The sequence below is a fragment of the Pseudomonas sp. GW823-FHT02C05 genome (genome assembly GCF_058797595.1).
In genome coordinates this window covers 77,363-93,929 of record NZ_JBXAJU010000003.1, presented here as the reverse complement: position 1 = coordinate 93,929, position 16,567 = coordinate 77,363, and the positions used below count along the sequence as shown (strand labels likewise).

Sequence of the window (16,567 nt, the reverse complement as noted above, 5' to 3'; positions counted from 1 at the left end):
CGATTTTTTCACAACTGCAAAGGCAGGACTTCAGCAGACTCTTTCCACAACAGAGGCAGCACCCGGGCAAAGTGCGGGACATCGCCACTGGTCCAGAAACAGGTTTCCCGGGCTGGCCCCTGGGCGCGCAGATCGCCTTCGTCGAGCAGCCGCTGCAATTGCCGGGCAACCGCGGCGCCGGTATCGATCAGGCTGATGGGCCCGGGCAGCATCTGCGCCAGCAGCGGCTTGAGAAATGGATAATGGGTGCAGCCCAGGATAATGGTGTCGCAGCCGGCAGCCAGCAGAGGCTCGAGGTAGCCGTGCAACAGTTGGCGCAGAGCGGCACTGTGCAAGTCGCCATTCTCGATCATCTCCACCAGCCCCGGGCAGGGCTGCGTGACGACCTTCACATCAGTGGCGAAACGGTCGAGCAAGGCGGCGAACTTGGCACTCTGCAAGGTGCCGGTGGTGGCCAGCACCCCGACCACGCCGCTGCGGGTCGCGGCCGCCGCCGGCTTGACCGCAGGCTCCATGCCAACGATGGGCCAGTCCGGATAATCGCGGCGCAGGTCGGCCACCCCGGCCACGGTAGCAGTGTTGCAGGCCAGTACCAGGGCCTTGGCGCCCTGTTCACGAAAGAACCGGGCCATCAGGCTGCAACGCTGGCGAATGAACTCCGGGGTCTTTTCGCCATAGGGAATATGCCCGCAGTCGCCGAAATACAGCAGCGACTCGTAGGGCAGCAACTGTTGTATTTCCGCCAGCACCGAGAGGCCGCCGACGCCGGAGTCGAACACCCCGATCGGCGCTTCACTCACGATGGGTACCACAGACGCTGCACCCCGGATCGCGCTTGACCCGCAACTCGCGAAAGCGCGTGCCCAGGGCATCGATCAACAACAACCGGCCCACCAGCGGCTCGCCAAACCCGGCCAGCAGTTTCAGGGCTTCCAGGGCCTGCAGGCTGCCCACGGTGCCCACCAGCGGGCCGAGCACCCCGGCTTCACTGCAGGTCAGTTCGGCTTCGCTGCCATGCCCGTATAGACAGTGGTAGCAAGGGCTTTCCGGGCGCCGCGGGTCGAAGACCGACAATTGCCCTTCCAGGCGGATCGCCGCACCGCTGACCAGGGGCTTGCCGGCCGCCACGCAAGCGGCGTTCACCGCCTCGCGAGTACTGAAGTTGTCGGAGCAATCGAGCACCAGGTCCACCGCCGCCACGGCAGCGGCCAGGGTATCGACATCCAGCGCCTGGCGATGGGGCACCAGGCGGACCTCCGGGTTGAGGGCAGACAGACGATTGATGGCCGAGTCCACCTTGCTGACCCCGACGCTGTGGCTGTCGTGGATAATCTGCCGTTGCAGGTTGGTCAGGTCCACGCTGTCGAAGTCGGCCAGGTGCAGCTCACCAACCCCCGCCGCCGCCAGGTACAAGGCTGCGGGAGCACCGAGACCGCCGAGGCCGACGATCAGCACGCGGCTTTCCTTGAGGCGCAGCTGGCCGTCGATATCGACATGCTGCAACAGAATCTGTCGGCTATAGCGCAACAGCTCCTGGTCGGTCAGCACGGCCGGCACCCGAGGCTTATGCGCTCGTGCCCACCGAGGTCGACCCGGCTGTGGACCTCGATGAAACCCTGGGCAGCCAGCAACTCGCGGACCGCCGCGGCCTGATCGTAACCGTGCTCCAGCATCAGCCAGCCACCGGCCTCCAGGTGCTGCGGAGCCTGGGTGACGATCAGGCGCAGGTCGTCCAGGCCATCCTTGCCCGCCACCAGGGCGCTTTCCGGCTCGAAACGCACGTCGCCGGCCACCAGATGGGGGTCGGCTTCGGCAATGTAGGGCGGGTTGCTGATGATCAGATCAAAGCGCCGGGACTCAATGGAGCTGAACCAGTGGCTGCTGAGCACGCTGACGTTGTCCAGTTGCAGGCGCTGGCGGTTGCGTTCGGCCAGGGCCACGGCTTCCAGTACCCGGTCCACCGCCGTGACCTGCCAGGCCGGGCGCTCGCTGGCCAGGGCCAGGGCGATGGCACCACTGCCGGTGCCCAGGTCAAGGACCGTGGCTGGGGTCGCGGGCAACAGTTCCAGCGCCGCTTCCACCAGTAGTTCGGTGTCGGGGCGCGGGATCAGGGTGTGGGGCGCCACCTCCAGGTCGAGCTTCCAGAAGCCCTGCTGGCCAAGGATATAGGCCACCGGCTCGCCGGAGCGGCGTCGCTGCAGGTAGTCGGTGAACACCAGGGCCGCCTCGCTGGGCACGATGCGCTCCGGCCAGGTGTGGAGAAAGCTGCGGGGCTTGCCCAGGGCCGCGGCCAGGAGCAGCTCGGCATCCAGGCGCGGGGTCGGCGAGTCGGGCAGTTGGGCTGCGCGCAGCAGGCTGGCGATGATGGTCATTTACTCACCCAATGCCGCAAGTTGATCGGCCTGATATTCAGCCAGCAACGGCTCGATGACGGCTTCCACGCCCCCGGCGAGGATTTCGTCCAGGGAATACAGGGTCAGGTTGATGCGGTGATCGGTGACCCGGCCCTGGGGGAAGTTGTAAGTGCGGATGCGCTCGGAACGGTCCCCCGAGCCCACCAGCAACTTGCGCTCGCTGGCAATGGCATTGGCCGCGGCACTGGTCTGCTGGTCGTTGAGCTTGGCCGAGAGCCAGGACATGGCCCGCGCCCGGTTCTTGTGCTGGGAACGCTCTTCCTGGCACTCAACCACGATCCCCGAAGGGATGTGGGTGATGCGGATCGCCGAGTCGGTCTTGTTCACGTGCTGGCCACCGGCGCCGGAGGAGCGATAGGTGTCGATGCGCAGGTCCGCCGGGTTGATCTCGATGGCTTCCTGTTCATCCGGCTCGGGCAGTACTGCCACGGTGCAGGCCGAAGTGTGGATGCGGCCCTGTGATTCGGTGGCCGGCACTCGCTGCACGCGGTGCGCGCCGGATTCGAACTTCAGCTTGCCGTAGACGCTCTCGCCTTCGACCCGGGCAATGACTTCCTTGTAGCCGCCGTGCTCACCCTCGTTTTCCGAGAGGATCTCCAGCCGCCAGCCGCGCCGCTCGGCGTAACGGGAATACATGCGGAACAGGTCGCCGGAGAAGATCGCCGCCTCGTCGCCGCCGGTGCCGGCACGGATTTCCAGGAACACGTTGCGCCCGTCGTTGGGGTCCTTGGGCAGCAGCATGCGCTGCAGGCTGCTTTCCAGTTCGGCCAGTTGTTCCTTGGCCTCGCGCACTTCCTCGGCGGCCATTTCCCGCAGGTCCGGGTCGTTGTCCTTGAGCAGCGCCTGGGCGCCTTCAAGGTCCGCCTGGACCTTGAGCACCTGTTTATAAGTAGCCACGATCGGCTCGACTTCCGCGTATTCCTTGGAGTAGGCGCGGAACTTGGCCTGATCGGAAATGACCTCAGCATCGCCGAGCAAGGCGGTCAGTTCCTCGAAACGATCCTGGAGAATGTCCAGCTTACTGAGCAGTGACGCTTTCATTACGGGGTTTTATCCGATGAGCCCTCACCGAGGGCAAAGAGTTCTTGGGCCATGGCCAGCGCATCGAGGCGGCCTTCGGCGGAGAGCTTTTTCAACTGCACGCTCGGCGCGTGCAACAGTTTATTGGTCAGGCCGCGGGCCAACTGGGCCAGCACGTCCTCGGCGCCGCTGCCGTTGGCCAGCATGCGCAGGGCTTTCTGCAGTTCTTCATCGCGCAGGCGTTCGCTCTGCTGACGATAGGCCTTGAGCACATCCACCGCCGCCAGTTCCCGCAGGCGCACCATGAAATCCTCGGCGCCGATGTTCACCAGTTCCTCGGCGGCCTGGGCCGCGCCCTGGCGGCTCTTGAGGTTTTCTGCCACCACTTCGTGCAAGTCGTCGACGGTATAGAGGTAAACGTCGTCCAACTCGCCGACTTCTGGCTCGATATCCCGGGGAACGGCGATGTCCACCATGAAAATCGGCTTGTGCTTGCGCAGCTTCAAGGCACTTTCCACTGCGCCCTTGCCGAGGATCGGCAACTGGCTGGCGGTGGAACTGATGACGATGTCGCTGTGCACCAGTTCCTGGGGAATATCCGAGAGCAGCACGGCGTGGGCACCGAATTGCTCCGCCAGGAGGCTGGCGCGCTCCAGGGTACGGTTGGCCACCACGATACGCTTGACTCCCAGGTCGTGCAGGTGCCGGGCCACCAGGGTGATGGTCTCCCCGGCGCCGATCAGCAGTGCCTGGCTGCGTTGCAGGTCGCTGAAAATCTGTTTCGCCAGGCTCACCGCGGCGAAAGCCACGGACACCGGGTTCTCACCGATGGCGGTGTCGGTGCGCACCTGCTTGGCGGCGCTGAATGTGGCCTGGAACAGCCGGCCCAGCAGCGGCCCGACGGTGCCGGCCTCGCGGGCCACGGCGTAGGCGGACTTCATCTGCCCGAGAATCTGTGGCTCGCCCAGCACCAGCGAATCCAGCCCCGACGCCACCCGCATCATGTGACGAACTGCCGCATCGTCCTCATGCACGTAGGCACTGGCGCGCAGCTCGTCTAGGCTCAAATGGTGATATTCCGCCAGCCAGCGCAGCACCACATCCGCAGAAAGATGATCCTGTTCTATATAGAGCTCACTGCGATTGCAGGTGGAGAGGATCGCAGCTTCGCGGCTGTCGGTGAGTCGGCAGAGCTGCTGCAAGGCCTCAACCAACTGCTCAGGGGTAAAGGCCACGCGCTCGCGGACGTCTACAGAAGCAGTCTTGTGGTTAATACCGAGTGCAAGGAAGGCCATTCAAGGTCGCTGATGATGTCGAGAAGCCGGCAATTGTCCTACTTCGCCCGACTCAGAACAACTACCGCCGACTATTGTCCTAGTTTTGTGCCAAAACTCGCCGAGCGAAGATCAGGCAAGGCGAAAACAGGCGAGGATGCGGAGTTTAGGGGCCTAAATGAGCATTCCGAGCCTGTTTCTGCGTAGCGCCAAGGCCGCCCAGCGCGCAGCATGGTCGAAGCGCAGGCAGTTTTCGCGCAGAAACTAATAGACTGCCTCTGTTCTGGCATCCCGTTGAGTCTCGGTTATGTTTGGCCGAAGGCTTGTGTCATGATGATCCGACCGCAGGTTAGTCGCCCTCTTCCTATATGAATAGATCTTCCGCGTTGCTCCTCGCCTTTGTCTTCCTCAGCGGTTGCCAATCTCTGGCACCCGTTTCATCGGACGCTACGTCGCCGGTGGAAGACAGCACCTCCGCCCCTGAAAAGCCCAAGGTCTATTCCTCGTTCAGCGAAGACACCGTCTTCAGCCTGCTGAGCGCTGAACTCGCGGGCCAGCGCAATCGTTTCGACATTGCCCTGGACAACTACGTGACCCAGGCCATCAACACCCAGGATCCAGGCATCTCCGAGCGGGCCTTTCGTATCGCCGAATACCTGGGCGCCGACCAGGCTGCCCTGGACACGTCGCTGATCTGGGCGAAAAACGCCCCCGACGACCTGGAAGCGCAGCGAGCCGCCGCGATCCAGCTGGCCCGGGCCGGGCGCTATGACGACTCGATGGTCTATATGGAGAAGGTCCTGCAAGGCAAGGGCGATACCCACTTCGACTTTCTTGCCCTGTCCGCAGCCGATACCGACCAGGACACGCGCAACGGCCTGATGAAAAGCTTCGACCGCCTGCTGCAGAAACACCCGCACAACAGCCAGTTGATTTTCGGCAAGGCCTTGCTCATGCAACAGGACGGCGACGCCAAGGAAGCCCTGGCCCTGCTGGAACAGAACCCACCGGAAGACGGTGAAGTTGCGCCATTGCTGCTGCGCGCCCGCCTGCTGCAAAGCCTGAACCGGGGTAAAGAAGCCCTGCCGCTGCTGGAAAAAAGCATCCGCAAGTACCCGGACGACAAGCGCCTGCGCCTGACCTACGCCCGCATGCTGGTGGAGCAGGACCGCATGGAGGATGCCAAGACCCAGTTCTCCAGTCTGGTCCAGCAATATCCGGAAGATGACGAACTGCGCTATTCCCTGGCACTCGTCTGCCTGGAGGCCAAGGCCTGGGAAGAAGCCAAGGGCTACCTGGAAGACCTGATTGCCCGTGAAAGCCACGAAGACTCCGCGCACCTGAACCTGGGCCGGATTGCCGAAGAGCTCAACGACCCGCAAGGGGCCTTGATCGAATACGGCCAGGTCGGCCCGGGCAATGACTACCTGCCCGCACAGTTGCGCCAGGCCGATATCCTGATGAACAACGGCCGCACCGACGAGGCGCAAAAACGCCTGGTGGCGGCCCGCGACGCCCAACCCGACTACGCCATCCAGCTGTACCTGATCGAAGTCGAGACCCTGTCGGCGAACAACCAGGGCGAGCGCGCCTGGAAAGTCATCCAGCAGGCCCTGCAGCAATACCCCGACGACATGAACCTGCTGTACACCCGCGCCATGCAGGCGGAAAAACGCAATGACCTGGCGCAGATGGAAAAGGATCTGCGCCTGATCATCCAGCGCGAACCGGACAATGCCATGGCATTGAACGCCCTGGGCTACACCTTGTCTGACCGCACTACACGCTATGCCGAAGCCAAGACCCTGATCGAGCAAGCCCACCAGCTGACTCCGGAAGACCCGGCCGTCCTCGACAGCCTGGGCTGGGTGAATTTCCGCCTGGGCAACCTTGACGAAGCCGAACGCCTGCTGCGCCAGGCCCTGGAACGCTTCCCCGATCAGGAAGTGGCGGCGCACCTGGGTGAAGTGCTGTGGAACAACGGCAAGCAGCGCGAGGCCAAGCAGATCTGGAGCAAGTTCCTCAAGGATCAGCCCGACAGCCCCGTGCTACGCGGCACCATCAAACGCCTGACCGGATCAGAGACTCTTTAAGACCATGTTTTTGCGCCACTTTATCGTTTTCAGCTTTATCGCCCTGCTGGCCGGCTGCGCCGGCTTCGGTGCCCGCGAGTCCGTCCAGGGCCAGGGCAACCCTGCGCAATGGCGCTTGCACAAGGATCAACTGACCGGCCTCGACGGCTGGCAGATCAACGGCAAGATCGGCATTCGCGCCCCCAAGGATTCCGGCAGCGGCACGCTGTTCTGGCTGCAACGCCAGGACTACTACGACATCCGCCTGTCAGGCCCGCTGGGCCGTGGCGCCGCACGACTCACCGGTCGTCCCGGCCAGGTCAGCCTGGAAGTGGCCAACCAGGGTCGCTATGAATCCGCAAGCCCGGAAACCCTGCTGGAAGAACAGCTGGGCTGGAAGCTGCCGGTCTCGCACCTGGCCTGGTGGGTTCGCGGCCTGCCCGCGCCCGACAGCAAAAGCCGCCTGACCCTGGACGGCGACAGCCATCTGGCGAGCCTGGAGCAAGATGGCTGGCAGGTGGAATACAGCAGCTACTCGCAGCAGAACGGCTATTGGCTGCCTGAGCGGATCAAACTGCACGGCAGCGACCTTGACGTCACCCTGGTGATCAAGGAATGGCTGCCGCGCAAGCTGGGGCAATGAAATGTCCGTGGAAAAACTGACCCTGCCCTCCCCGGCCAAACTCAATCTGATGCTGCACATCCTCGGTCGCCGTGAAGATGGCTATCACGAGCTGCAGACCCTGTTCCAGTTTCTCGACTACGGCGATGAAATCACTTTCGCCCTGCGCGATGACGGCGTGATTCGCCTGCACACCGTATTCGAAGGCGTGCCCCACGACAGCAACCTGATCGTCAAGGCGGCGAAGAAACTCCAGGAACAATCGGGCTGCACCCAGGGCATCGACATCTGGATCGACAAGGTCCTGCCCATGGGCGGCGGCATCGGCGGCGGCAGTTCGAATGCCGCCACCACCCTGCTGGGCCTCAATCACTTGTGGCAACTGGGCTGGGACGAAGACCGACTGGCTGCACTGGGGCTGACCCTGGGCGCCGATGTTCCGGTTTTCGTCCGCGGGCATGCTGCCTTCGCCGAAGGTGTGGGGGAAAAACTGACCCCTGAATATCCCGAAGAACCCTGGTATCTGGTACTGGTCCCGCAAGTGTCTGTTAGTACAGCAGAAATTTTTTCAGATCCTTTGTTGACACGGAACACCGCGCCCATTAAAGTGCGCCCCGTTCCCAAGGGAAACAGCAGAAACGACTGCCTTCCGGTAGTCGCAAGGCGTTATCCAGAAGTACGTAACGCATTGAATTTGCTAGGTAAATTTACCGAAGCAAAACTGACTGGAACTGGAAGTTGTGTGTTTGGGGGCTTCCCAAGCAAAGCTGAAGCTGATAAAGTCTCGGCCCTTCTTACAGAGACCCTTACAGGGTTTGTAGCCAAAGGAAGCAACGTTTCGATGTTGCATCGCAAGCTGCAAAGTCTGCTCTAAAGGAACCGAGTGCCAGGCATTCGAAGCAACAGATACAGGGGCGTCGCCAAGCGGTAAGGCAGCAGGTTTTGATCCTGCCATGCGTTGGTTCGAATCCAGCCGCCCCTGCCATTTTCCTATACTCATCCAGGTATACCCTCAGCCTTCAGGTACTGCGCGTGTCCAAGATGATGGTCTTTACGGGGAACGCTAACCCCGATCTGGCTCGGCGTGTCGTACGTCAGCTGCATATCCCTCTCGGTGACATCTCTGTTGGAAAATTTTCCGACGGCGAAATTACTGCCGAGATCAATGAAAATGTCCGCGGTAAAGACGTCTTCATTATTCAGCCGACTTGCGCTCCGACCAACGATAACCTGATGGAACTCGTGGTGATGGCCGACGCCTTCCGCCGTTCCTCAGCTACTCGTATCACTGCTGTTATTCCTTATTTTGGTTATGCCCGTCAGGATCGCCGTCCGCGTTCCGCACGTGTGGCTATCAGCGCGAAAGTCGTCGCTGACATGCTCACCGTAGTCGGCATCGACCGTGTTCTCACGGTTGATCTGCATGCTGACCAGATTCAGGGCTTCTTCGATATTCCGGTAGATAACATCTACGGCTCCCCGGTTCTGGTGGATGACATCGAAGATCAGCGTTTTGAAAACCTGATGATCGTGTCCCCGGACATTGGCGGCGTCGTGCGTGCACGTGCCGTGGCCAAGTCCCTGGGCGTTGATCTCGGGATCATCGACAAGCGTCGTGAGAAAGCCAATCACTCCGAAGTGATGCATATCATCGGCGACGTCGAAGGACGCACCTGCATTCTGGTCGATGACATGGTCGATACCGCCGGCACCCTGTGCCACGCGGCCAAGGCCCTGAAAGAGCATGGCGCAGCCAAGGTCTTTGCCTACTGCACACACCCTGTGCTGTCGGGTCGGGCCATCGAGAACATTGAAAATTCCGTGCTGGACGAGCTGGTGGTGACCAACACCATCCCGCTGTCCGCTGCAGCACAAGCCTGTGCGCGTATCCGTCAACTGGATATCGCACCGGTAGTTGCCGAGGCGGTTCGCCGTATCAGCAACGAAGAATCGATCAGCGCGATGTTCCGCTAGGGCCCGTCCCTGGCAGAACATCCCGATGACGAAAAGCGCCCCGTCCCAACCTGTGTTGGGACGGGGCTTTTTTGCCCATATCGCCTTTAGCGCTGGTCGCAAACGCTGGGGCGAGTGTGGTTATTTTGGAGATACAACATGAACGATTTTACTCTGAATGCTGAAGTGCGTTCCGACCTGGGGAAAGGTGCGAGCCGCCGCCTGCGTCGTCTCGCAAGCCTGGTTCCAGCTGTAGTTTACGGTGGCGACAAAGCCCCTGAATCCATCAGCATGCTGGCCAAAGAAGTTGCCAAGCTGCTGGAAAACGAAGCTGCCTACAGCCACATCATCGAACTGAACGTTGGTGGCACCAAGCAGAACGTCGTGATCAAGGCCCTGCAACGTCACCCGGCCAAAGGCCACGTGATGCACGCTGACTTCGTTCGCGTGGTTGCTGGTCAGAAACTGACCGCCATCGTTCCAGTGCACTTCATCAACGAAGCTGCTCCGGTCAAGAAAGGCGGCGAGATCTCGCACGTAATCGCGGAAATCGAAGTTTCCTGCCTGCCCAAAGACCTGCCTGAGTTCATCGAAGTCGACCTGGCTGACGCTGAAATCGGCACCATTGTTCACCTGTCCGACATCAAGGCCCCTAAAGGCGTTGAATTCGTGGCCCTGGCACACGGCAACGACCTGGCAGTAGCCAACGTCCACGCTCCACGTGTTGCTCCAGAAGCTGCAGAAGGCGCTGCAGAGTAATTCACTCTGACGCGGGAGTTAAGCGGAGTACATCGCGGACTGGAACGTAGCGAGAAAGCGGGCGAGAACGCGAAGTTTGCCGCAAGGCAACCCAGCTCTTGTCGTCCACTTTCGCCGTAGCACCGGTTGCGGCGATGTCATCCACCACTCCAAAGAAGGGCCCCTATCGTGACTGCCATCAAACTGATCGTTGGCCTGGGTAATCCAGGCACCGAATACGAACAGACCCGGCATAACGCAGGGGCCCTTTTTGTTGAGCGCATCGCCGAAAAACAAGGGATCAACCTTGTCGCCGATCGCAAATATTTCGGCCTGACCGGGCGCTTCAGTCACCAGGGTCAGGACATTCGTCTGTTGATTCCCACCACCTACATGAACCGCAGCGGCCAGGCCGTGGCGGCGCTTGCCGGCTTCTTCCGCATCAAGCCGGAAGAGATCCTGGTGGCCCACGACGAACTCGACTTGCCGCCAGGCGTCGCCAAGCTCAAGACCGGCGGCGGCCATGGCGGGCACAACGGACTGCGGGACATCATCGCGCAGCTCGGTAATCAGAATACCTTTCACCGCCTGCGGCTCGGCATCGGCCATCCGGGCGTTGCCAGTATGGTTTCAAACTTTGTCCTGGGTCGTGCGCCACGCGCCGAACAGGAAAAACTCGATGCCAGCATCGATTTTGCCCTCGGCGTGCTGCCGGATATCTTCGCCGGTGAATGGAACCGCGCGATGAAAAACCTGCACAGCCAGAAGGCCTGACTCTACTCCTCGGGGAATACACCATGGGATTCAATTGCGGCATCGTCGGCCTGCCTAACGTCGGCAAGTCCACCCTGTTCAACGCCCTGACCAAATCCGGGATCGCGGCCGAGAACTTCCCCTTCTGCACCATCGAGCCCAACAGCGGTATCGTGCCGATGCCCGACCCGCGCCTGGACGCCCTGGCCGCCATCGTCGTGCCCGAGCGCGTGCTGCCCACCACCATGGAGTTCGTCGACATCGCCGGCCTGGTGGCCGGTGCTTCGAAAGGTGAAGGCCTGGGCAACAAGTTCCTGGCCAACATCCGCGAAACCGACGCCATCGCCCATGTGGTCCGCTGCTTCGAAGACGACAACGTGATCCACGTGTCCAACAGCGTCGACCCCAAGCGCGATATCGAGATCATCGACCTGGAACTGATCTTCGCCGACCTCGACAGCTGCGAAAAACAGTTGCAGAAAGTCGCCCGCAACGCCAAGGGCGGTGACAAGGATGCCGTGGCCCAGAAAGCCCTGCTGGAGCAGTTGATCGCCCACTTCACCGAAGGCAAGCCGGCCCGCAGCCTGATGAAGGACATGAGCAGCGATGAGAAGCTGATCATCCGCGGCTTCCACCTGCTGACCACCAAGCCGGTGATGTACATCGCCAACGTTGCCGAAGACGGCTTCGAGAACAACCCGCTGCTGGACGTGGTCAAGGCCATCGCCGAAGAAGAAGGCGCCATGGTGGTGCCGGTATGCAACAAGATCGAAGCGGAAATCGCCGAACTTGAAGACGGCGAAGAAAAGGACATGTTCCTCGAGGCCCTGGGCCTGGAAGAGCCCGGCCTGAACCGGGTGATCCGCGCTGGCTACGAAATGCTCAACCTGCAGACCTACTTCACCGCAGGTGTGAAGGAAGTCCGCGCCTGGACCGTGCGTGTCGGTGCTACCGCGCCCCAAGCGGCCGCGGTGATCCACACCGACTTCGAGAAAGGCTTCATCCGTGCCGAAGTCATCGCCTACAACGACTTCATCCAGTTCAAGGGTGAAGCCGGAGCCAAGGAAGCCGGTAAATGGCGTCTGGAAGGCAAGGAATACATCGTCAAGGACGGCGACGTGATGCACTTCCGCTTCAACGTGTAATGCCCCTTCAGCCCCATTGCCTGGCAATGGGGCTGATTCCCCCCGCTACATCCAGCGGCCTCAGAAGTAAGTGGTCGCCCCCGCGAAGAACGCCCGCCCGGGCACATAGAAGTTGGTCGATCCGTCCCGCAGGTCTTTATCCAGCAGGTTCTGCACGCCGCCATTCAGGGTCAGCCACTTGGTCAGCGCCAGGTTCGCCGTCAGGTCGTAGGTGGTGTAGGACTGCACGAAATCATTGCCCATGCCCCGCTGCTTGCCGACGTGCTGAGCCGAAAGCTCGGTGCTCAAACGGTCGGTGACCTGCCAGTCCAGCGCACTGAATGCCGACAGTTTGGGTGAACTGATCAGGTCTTCACCGGTGGACAGGTTCTTGCTTTCCAGCATGTAGGTGGCGTTGGTGCGCCACGTCACGGAGTCGCCCAGCGGCACCCGGGCGGTGCCTTCCCAGCCACGGGTACGGGCCTTGTCGACGTTTTCCAGCATGGTCCACCAGCGGCCCTGGTACTGGCCCAACGGGCCGTATTCGATCTTGTCGGTGAAATCGGTGTGGAAGTAGGTCAGGCCCGCTTCCCAGCCATCGTGGTCGAACGAAAGGCCGATTTCCTTGTTGGTGCTGGTTTCCGGTGTCAGGTTCGGATTGCCCGCCATCCAGCAACTACCAGTGACATAGCCCAACGGCCGTAACGAACCACAGCCCCGGCCTGCGGATTCGGTAGCCGCCCCCGCACTGCCCTCCTTCAGGCTTGGCGCACGAAAACCCTTGGAAACACCGCCACGCACGGTCCAGTCCGGGTGCGGGTGATAGACCACATACGCCCGCGGGCTGTTGTGGTTACCGTACTTGTCGCTGTGGTCGAAGCGGTTGCCCAGGGTCAGGGACAGGTTGTCCAGCAGGAACAATTCATCCTCGATAAAGGCCGCCGAGTAATCGCCCTTCAAGGTCGAGCCACTGACCGGCGCGCCCTGATAATCCACGGGTACCGTGCCCAGGGTATCGGTGTTGGTCAGCTCTTCACGCTTCCATTGCCCGCCCACCGTCAGGCGCTGGTCCAACAGCAATTGGAAGGGAATATTCAGGCTGCCCTCGACGATCTTCTCTTCCGAGTTGGCTTTGCCCAGGTCAAGGTCGTTGCGGTACTTGTTCAGGTAGGCATCGAGCTTCGAGGTACCAAAGCTCCAGTCGCCGGTATGGGACAGAATGTAGCTGTCGCGGGTCAGGCGGCTGGGGCCGAAGGCGCCACCAACGGTCTCGTTCCAGTCACCAAAGGTCTTCTTTGATGCCCAGGAATGCTCAACGCCATGCACCGCCTCGAAGGACAGGCTCTGCTCCTGATTGATCTGCCAGTCCAGCAGTGCATTCACGCTCTGATCCTTGGAGCCGCCCGCGCCATCGTCGTACATGAAATCGCCCTGGGCATCGCGCCGCGCCTCTACCTCATCCGCAGCCCGACGCGTGACGTTGGCCCCCAGGCGCAGCCCCAGGGACTCCGTCAGCGGACCTGCCGCATTCATGCTGTACTGAGTGGTCTGGCCGCGGTCGGAATCCTTGGGCACGGTGATATTGGTGCTGGCCGAGCCGGTCCAGGTCCGCGAGACCTTGCGGGTGATGATATTGATCACCCCGCCCATGGCGTCCGAACCATACAGCGACGACATAGGCCCGCGGACGATCTCGATGCGCTCGATCATGTTCGGCGAGATCCAGTTCAGGTCCTGGCGCGCCAGGTCGCGGCGATAACTCAGGTCCGCGGAACTGCCGACCCGCTTGCCATCCACCAGGATCAGCGTGTACTTGTCGTCCAGCCCCCGCAGCTTGATCTTCGACTGCTCGCCCACCGGGCCGAAACCACCGGTCACCCCCGGCACCCGGCGCAGCAGGGTATTGAGGTCATAGACCGGCTGGCGCTCGATTTCCTCGCGGGTGATGACGCTGACACTGGCCGGGGCATCCTTGAGATCCGTGGCACCGCCAGTAGCCGTGACAAAGGCGGTATCCAGTTCCAACGATGTAGGCTTGGCCTCTTCAACCGCATCGCCGGCCTGCGCCAGCGGGGCCAGCAGGCCGACACCGGCGCTGAGCAGAAGCGAATTGAACAGGCAGGAGCTGACTTTCATTACAAACGATCCTTGTCGATTCAATGCACCCGGATGGTGCATCAAGGGAGAGAGGGATCGGAGTGTAATGCTAATGAATATCATTTATAAATAGGAATGTTTCCGCACTGTTACATTACGGCTTGTCGCCCGTTGCAGGCAGTGCCCTGAAACGGCCCACTGCATGCGGGTCGCTTCAGGGTCGTGGGCTCAGCAGATTTCTTCGTAAGGCAGGCCCACATAGTTCTCGGCAATGTTCACCAGGCCAGCGTGGGAGTTGAGGAAATATTCGCGATCGGCCTGCTGCATCTTGTGGTCCCAGGCATCCTGCCGGTCGCCGAAATCGTGCAGCAGATTGGTCATGAACCAGCTGAAGCGTTCGCCCTTCCAAACCCGGCGCAAGGCCAGTTCGGAATACTTTTCCAGCAGCTCGGTACGCCCTTCGCGGTAGACCTTGACCAGGATCCGGTACAGGTAGCACACATCGGAGGCCGCCAGGTTCAGGCCCTTGGCACCGGTAGGCGGAACGATATGGGCCGCGTCCCCCACCAGGAACAGCTTGCCGTACTGCATGGGCTCCACCACATAGCTGCGCAGCGGCGCGATGCTTTTCTCCAGCGCTGGCCCGGTCACCAGGTCAGCCGCCACCTCTTCTGGCAGACGGGCCTTGAGCTCGTTCCAGAAGCGCTCGTCGGACCAGTCCTCGACCTTGTCGCTCAGCGGGACTTGCAGGTAGTAGCGGCTGCGGGTCAGGGAGCGCTGGCTGCACAGCACGAAACCACGTTCATGCTGCCCATAGATCAGTTCGTGATTGACCGGTGGGGTATCGGACAGCAGCCCCAGCCAGCCGAAGGGGTATTCGCGCTCGTAGTGGGTCAGCACGTCTTCGGGAATGCTCTTGCGCGCCACACCATGAAAACCGTCGCAGCCGGCGATGTAATCGCAGTCGATGCGCTGCAGCTGGCCGTCTTTTTCATAGGTGATATAGGGCTGCGCGCCCTTCATGTCATGGGGCTGCACCTTGTCCGCCGAATAGATGATCGGCGCTGCGCAGGCAGCGCGGGCCTCCATCAGGTCGCGGGTGACTTCGGTCTGGCCATACACCATCACCGTCTTGCCGCCGGTCAGGGCCTTGAGGTCGATACGCACGCGCTTGCCGCCCATCAGCAGCTCCACCCCTTCATGGACCAGGCCTTCAGCGTCCATGCGGCGGGCCACACCGGCCTCGCGCAGCATGTCCACGGTGCCCTGCTCCAGCACACCGGCACGGATGCGGCCCAGCACGTAGTCCGGGGTCTGGCGCTCGACAATCACGGTGTCGATGCCGGCCTTGTGCAGCAGTTGGCCCAGCAGAAGGCCGGAAGGTCCGGCGCCGATAATCGCAACCTGAGTTTTCATTGTTGTCGTCTCATAAGGGCATTCCAGTCACCGTGCAGGCGAAATCCGGAATTTATGGTTATTGTTGTACCCCTGCATTTTTGCCGACAAAAATCGCAAAAAATGGTGATTAACCACCGTAAAAATGCACTTTTGAAAACAGCGTTCGATTATCGAGCATTCCAACCCCTCACCCCCAGGGCCGCGCCCGATGAAAGCCAGTCGCTCCAGCATCCCCGTATTCAAGCTCTACGGCGAAAACCAGGCCTGGCCGACTCCGGACCTACTGCACTGTGAATCCATCCCCAAGCGCAGCAGCCTGCACCACTGGGAGATCAAGCCGCACCGCCACGCCGACCTGTATCAACTGCTCTATGTGCAAAGCGGACAGGCCCTGGTGGAAGTCGAAGGGCGCCGCGAGGACGTGCGCGAAGCAACCATCCAGGTGGTGCCGCCGCTGATGGTCCACGGCTTTCAGTTTTCCGAGAACATCGAGGGCTACGTGCTGACCCTGGGTGCGCCGCTGGTGGCCCAGCTGGAAAGCCAGCTGGGGGCGCCGCTGGCGGTCCTGGCCGCGGCCGGGCGCTACCCGGTGGGCCGTGACCGGCAGCGCCTCAACAGCCTGTTCAAGACCTTGCTGGAGGAATACGAAGGCAGCGCCTCGGCGCGGGACCTGCTGCTGCATTCGCTGGTCAACGTACTGCTGGTGTGGATCAGCCGCCGACGCCAGCAGAACGTGACGCCCAGCAACCGCAGCGAGCGCAACCAGCAACTGCTGGGGCACTTCATCAAGCTGGTGGAGCAGCATTACCAGGAGCACCCGACGGTGGAAGCCCTGGCCCATCGCATCGGCCTGTCCAGCGTGCACCTCAATACCCTGTGCCGGGAACTGGCCGGGCAGACCGCGTTGCAGATCATCCACCAGCGCCTGATGCTGGAGGCCAAGCGCAACCTGATCTACACCAACATCAGCATCAGCCAGCTCTCGGACAACCTGGGCTTCAGCGACCCCACCTACTTTTCCCGCTTCTTCAAGCGCCTCAGCGGCCAGACACCCAACGCCTTTCGCCAAGGCACCGGGCACACCCGCCAGGGCGGCTGAAGC

15 protein-coding genes and 1 tRNA gene are annotated in these 16,567 nt (G+C 61.6%); 9 read left to right on the top strand and 7 right to left on the bottom strand.

From position 1 onward, the window contains the following. Nucleotides 1-8 precede the first annotated feature (8 nt). The 5 genes from murI to hemA are packed head-to-tail and all read right to left on the bottom strand — an operon-like array spanning nucleotide 9 to nucleotide 4,729. A complete protein-coding gene (gene murI / locus AC1RGE_RS16680) occupies nucleotides 9-800 on the bottom strand; it encodes a glutamate racemase (protein WP_019095039.1) in 792 nt (263 codons plus the stop codon). After that, a complete protein-coding gene (locus tag AC1RGE_RS16675; RefSeq protein WP_011063404.1) occupies nucleotides 793-1,548 on the bottom strand; it encodes a molybdopterin-synthase adenylyltransferase MoeB in 756 nt (251 codons plus the stop codon). Before AC1RGE_RS16675 ends, murI begins: the two co-directional genes overlap by 8 nt. After that, complete coding sequence (gene prmC, locus AC1RGE_RS16670) at nucleotides 1,542-2,372, bottom strand: peptide chain release factor N(5)-glutamine methyltransferase (protein WP_011063405.1); 831 nt, start codon at nucleotides 2,370-2,372, stop codon at nucleotides 1,542-1,544. The genes AC1RGE_RS16675 and prmC overlap by 7 nt, the downstream gene beginning before the upstream one ends. Next, the gene (prfA, locus tag AC1RGE_RS16665; protein ID WP_011063406.1) at nucleotides 2,373-3,455 is read right to left on the bottom strand and encodes a peptide chain release factor 1; all 1,083 of its coding nucleotides are present in this window, start codon (nucleotides 3,453-3,455) and stop codon (nucleotides 2,373-2,375) included. Then, nucleotides 3,455-4,729 (bottom strand): glutamyl-tRNA reductase, encoded by a 1,275-nt coding sequence (hemA, locus tag AC1RGE_RS16660; protein WP_011063407.1) that lies wholly within the window; start codon nucleotides 4,727-4,729, stop codon nucleotides 3,455-3,457. Before hemA ends, prfA begins: the two co-directional genes overlap by 1 nt. A 347-nt stretch (nucleotides 4,730-5,076) precedes the next feature. On the opposite strand from hemA, the gene AC1RGE_RS16655 reads away from it, so the two are divergent. The 8 genes from AC1RGE_RS16655 to ychF all read left to right on the top strand — a co-directional run bounded on the left by AC1RGE_RS16655 (nucleotide 5,077) and on the right by ychF (nucleotide 11,991). Beyond that, complete coding sequence (locus AC1RGE_RS16655) at nucleotides 5,077-6,801, top strand: tetratricopeptide repeat protein (RefSeq protein WP_011063408.1); 1,725 nt, start codon at nucleotides 5,077-5,079, stop codon at nucleotides 6,799-6,801. Between the two features lie 4 nt (nucleotides 6,802-6,805). Further along, nucleotides 6,806-7,423 (top strand): lipoprotein insertase outer membrane protein LolB, encoded by a 618-nt coding sequence (gene lolB, locus AC1RGE_RS16650; protein WP_019095037.1) that lies wholly within the window; start codon nucleotides 6,806-6,808, stop codon nucleotides 7,421-7,423. A gap of 1 nt (nucleotide 7,424) precedes the next feature. Beyond that, nucleotides 7,425-8,276 (top strand): 4-(cytidine 5'-diphospho)-2-C-methyl-D-erythritol kinase, encoded by an 852-nt coding sequence (gene ispE, locus AC1RGE_RS16645; RefSeq protein WP_103289283.1) that lies wholly within the window; start codon nucleotides 7,425-7,427, stop codon nucleotides 8,274-8,276. 36 nt (nucleotides 8,277-8,312) lie between these two features. Then, nucleotides 8,313-8,387, top strand: a tRNA-Gln gene (locus AC1RGE_RS16640). Between the two features lie 47 nt (nucleotides 8,388-8,434). Beyond that, entirely contained in the window at nucleotides 8,435-9,376 is a 942-nt protein-coding gene (locus AC1RGE_RS16635; RefSeq protein ID WP_003171603.1) for a ribose-phosphate pyrophosphokinase, read from the top strand. A gap of 138 nt (nucleotides 9,377-9,514) precedes the next feature. After that, entirely contained in the window at nucleotides 9,515-10,114 is a 600-nt protein-coding gene (locus AC1RGE_RS16630; RefSeq protein WP_011063411.1) for a 50S ribosomal protein L25/general stress protein Ctc, read from the top strand. Nucleotides 10,115-10,282: 168 nt separating this feature from the next. Next, nucleotides 10,283-10,867, top strand: a complete 585-nt coding sequence (pth, locus tag AC1RGE_RS16625; protein ID WP_011063412.1) for an aminoacyl-tRNA hydrolase — start codon at nucleotides 10,283-10,285, stop codon at nucleotides 10,865-10,867. 23 nt (nucleotides 10,868-10,890) lie between these two features. Further along, nucleotides 10,891-11,991: a redox-regulated ATPase YchF gene (ychF, locus tag AC1RGE_RS16620; protein WP_016967414.1), complete on the top strand. Its 1,101-nt coding sequence runs from the start codon at nucleotides 10,891-10,893 to the stop codon at nucleotides 11,989-11,991. A gap of 60 nt (nucleotides 11,992-12,051) precedes the next feature. Here the strand turns inward: ychF and AC1RGE_RS16615 are convergent, their stop codons facing one another. Together AC1RGE_RS16615 and pobA are read right to left on the bottom strand one after the other, a co-directional pair. Next, on the bottom strand, nucleotides 12,052-14,106 hold the full coding sequence (locus AC1RGE_RS16615) for a TonB-dependent receptor domain-containing protein (RefSeq protein WP_492584648.1): 2,055 nt from the start codon (nucleotides 14,104-14,106) through the stop codon (nucleotides 12,052-12,054). A 189-nt stretch (nucleotides 14,107-14,295) separates the two neighbouring features. Then, nucleotides 14,296-15,483: a 4-hydroxybenzoate 3-monooxygenase gene (gene pobA / locus AC1RGE_RS16610; protein WP_011063415.1), complete on the bottom strand. Its 1,188-nt coding sequence runs from the start codon at nucleotides 15,481-15,483 to the stop codon at nucleotides 14,296-14,298. 190 nt (nucleotides 15,484-15,673) lie between these two features. Between pobA and AC1RGE_RS16605 the strand changes: the two genes are divergently transcribed. After that, a complete protein-coding gene (locus AC1RGE_RS16605) occupies nucleotides 15,674-16,564 on the top strand; it encodes a helix-turn-helix domain-containing protein (RefSeq protein ID WP_011063416.1) in 891 nt (296 codons plus the stop codon). Nucleotides 16,565-16,567: the final 3 nt, after the last annotated feature.

Bases quoted from the DNA above. Each gene is read 5' to 3' on its own strand.
- prmC (WP_011063405.1), bottom strand. From the start codon at position 2,372: ATGACCATCATCGCCAGCCTGCTGCGCGCAGCCCAACTGCCCGACTCG.
- prfA (WP_011063406.1), bottom strand. From the start codon at position 3,455: ATGAAAGCGTCACTGCTCAGTAAGCTGGACATTCTCCAGGATCGTTTC.
- hemA (WP_011063407.1), bottom strand. From the start codon at position 4,729: ATGGCCTTCCTTGCACTCGGTATTAACCACAAGACTGCTTCTGTAGAC.
- AC1RGE_RS16655 (WP_011063408.1), top strand. From the start codon at position 5,077: ATGAATAGATCTTCCGCGTTGCTCCTCGCCTTTGTCTTCCTCAGCGGT.
- lolB (WP_019095037.1), top strand. From the start codon at position 6,806: ATGTTTTTGCGCCACTTTATCGTTTTCAGCTTTATCGCCCTGCTGGCC.
- ispE (WP_103289283.1), top strand. From the start codon at position 7,425: ATGTCCGTGGAAAAACTGACCCTGCCCTCCCCGGCCAAACTCAATCTG.
- AC1RGE_RS16630 (WP_011063411.1), top strand. From the start codon at position 9,515: ATGAACGATTTTACTCTGAATGCTGAAGTGCGTTCCGACCTGGGGAAA.
- ychF (WP_016967414.1), top strand. From the start codon at position 10,891: ATGGGATTCAATTGCGGCATCGTCGGCCTGCCTAACGTCGGCAAGTCC.
- AC1RGE_RS16615 (WP_492584648.1), bottom strand. From the start codon at position 14,106: ATGAAAGTCAGCTCCTGCCTGTTCAATTCGCTTCTGCTCAGCGCCGGT.
- pobA (WP_011063415.1), bottom strand. From the start codon at position 15,483: ATGAAAACTCAGGTTGCGATTATCGGCGCCGGACCTTCCGGCCTTCTG.
- AC1RGE_RS16605 (WP_011063416.1), top strand. From the start codon at position 15,674: ATGAAAGCCAGTCGCTCCAGCATCCCCGTATTCAAGCTCTACGGCGAA.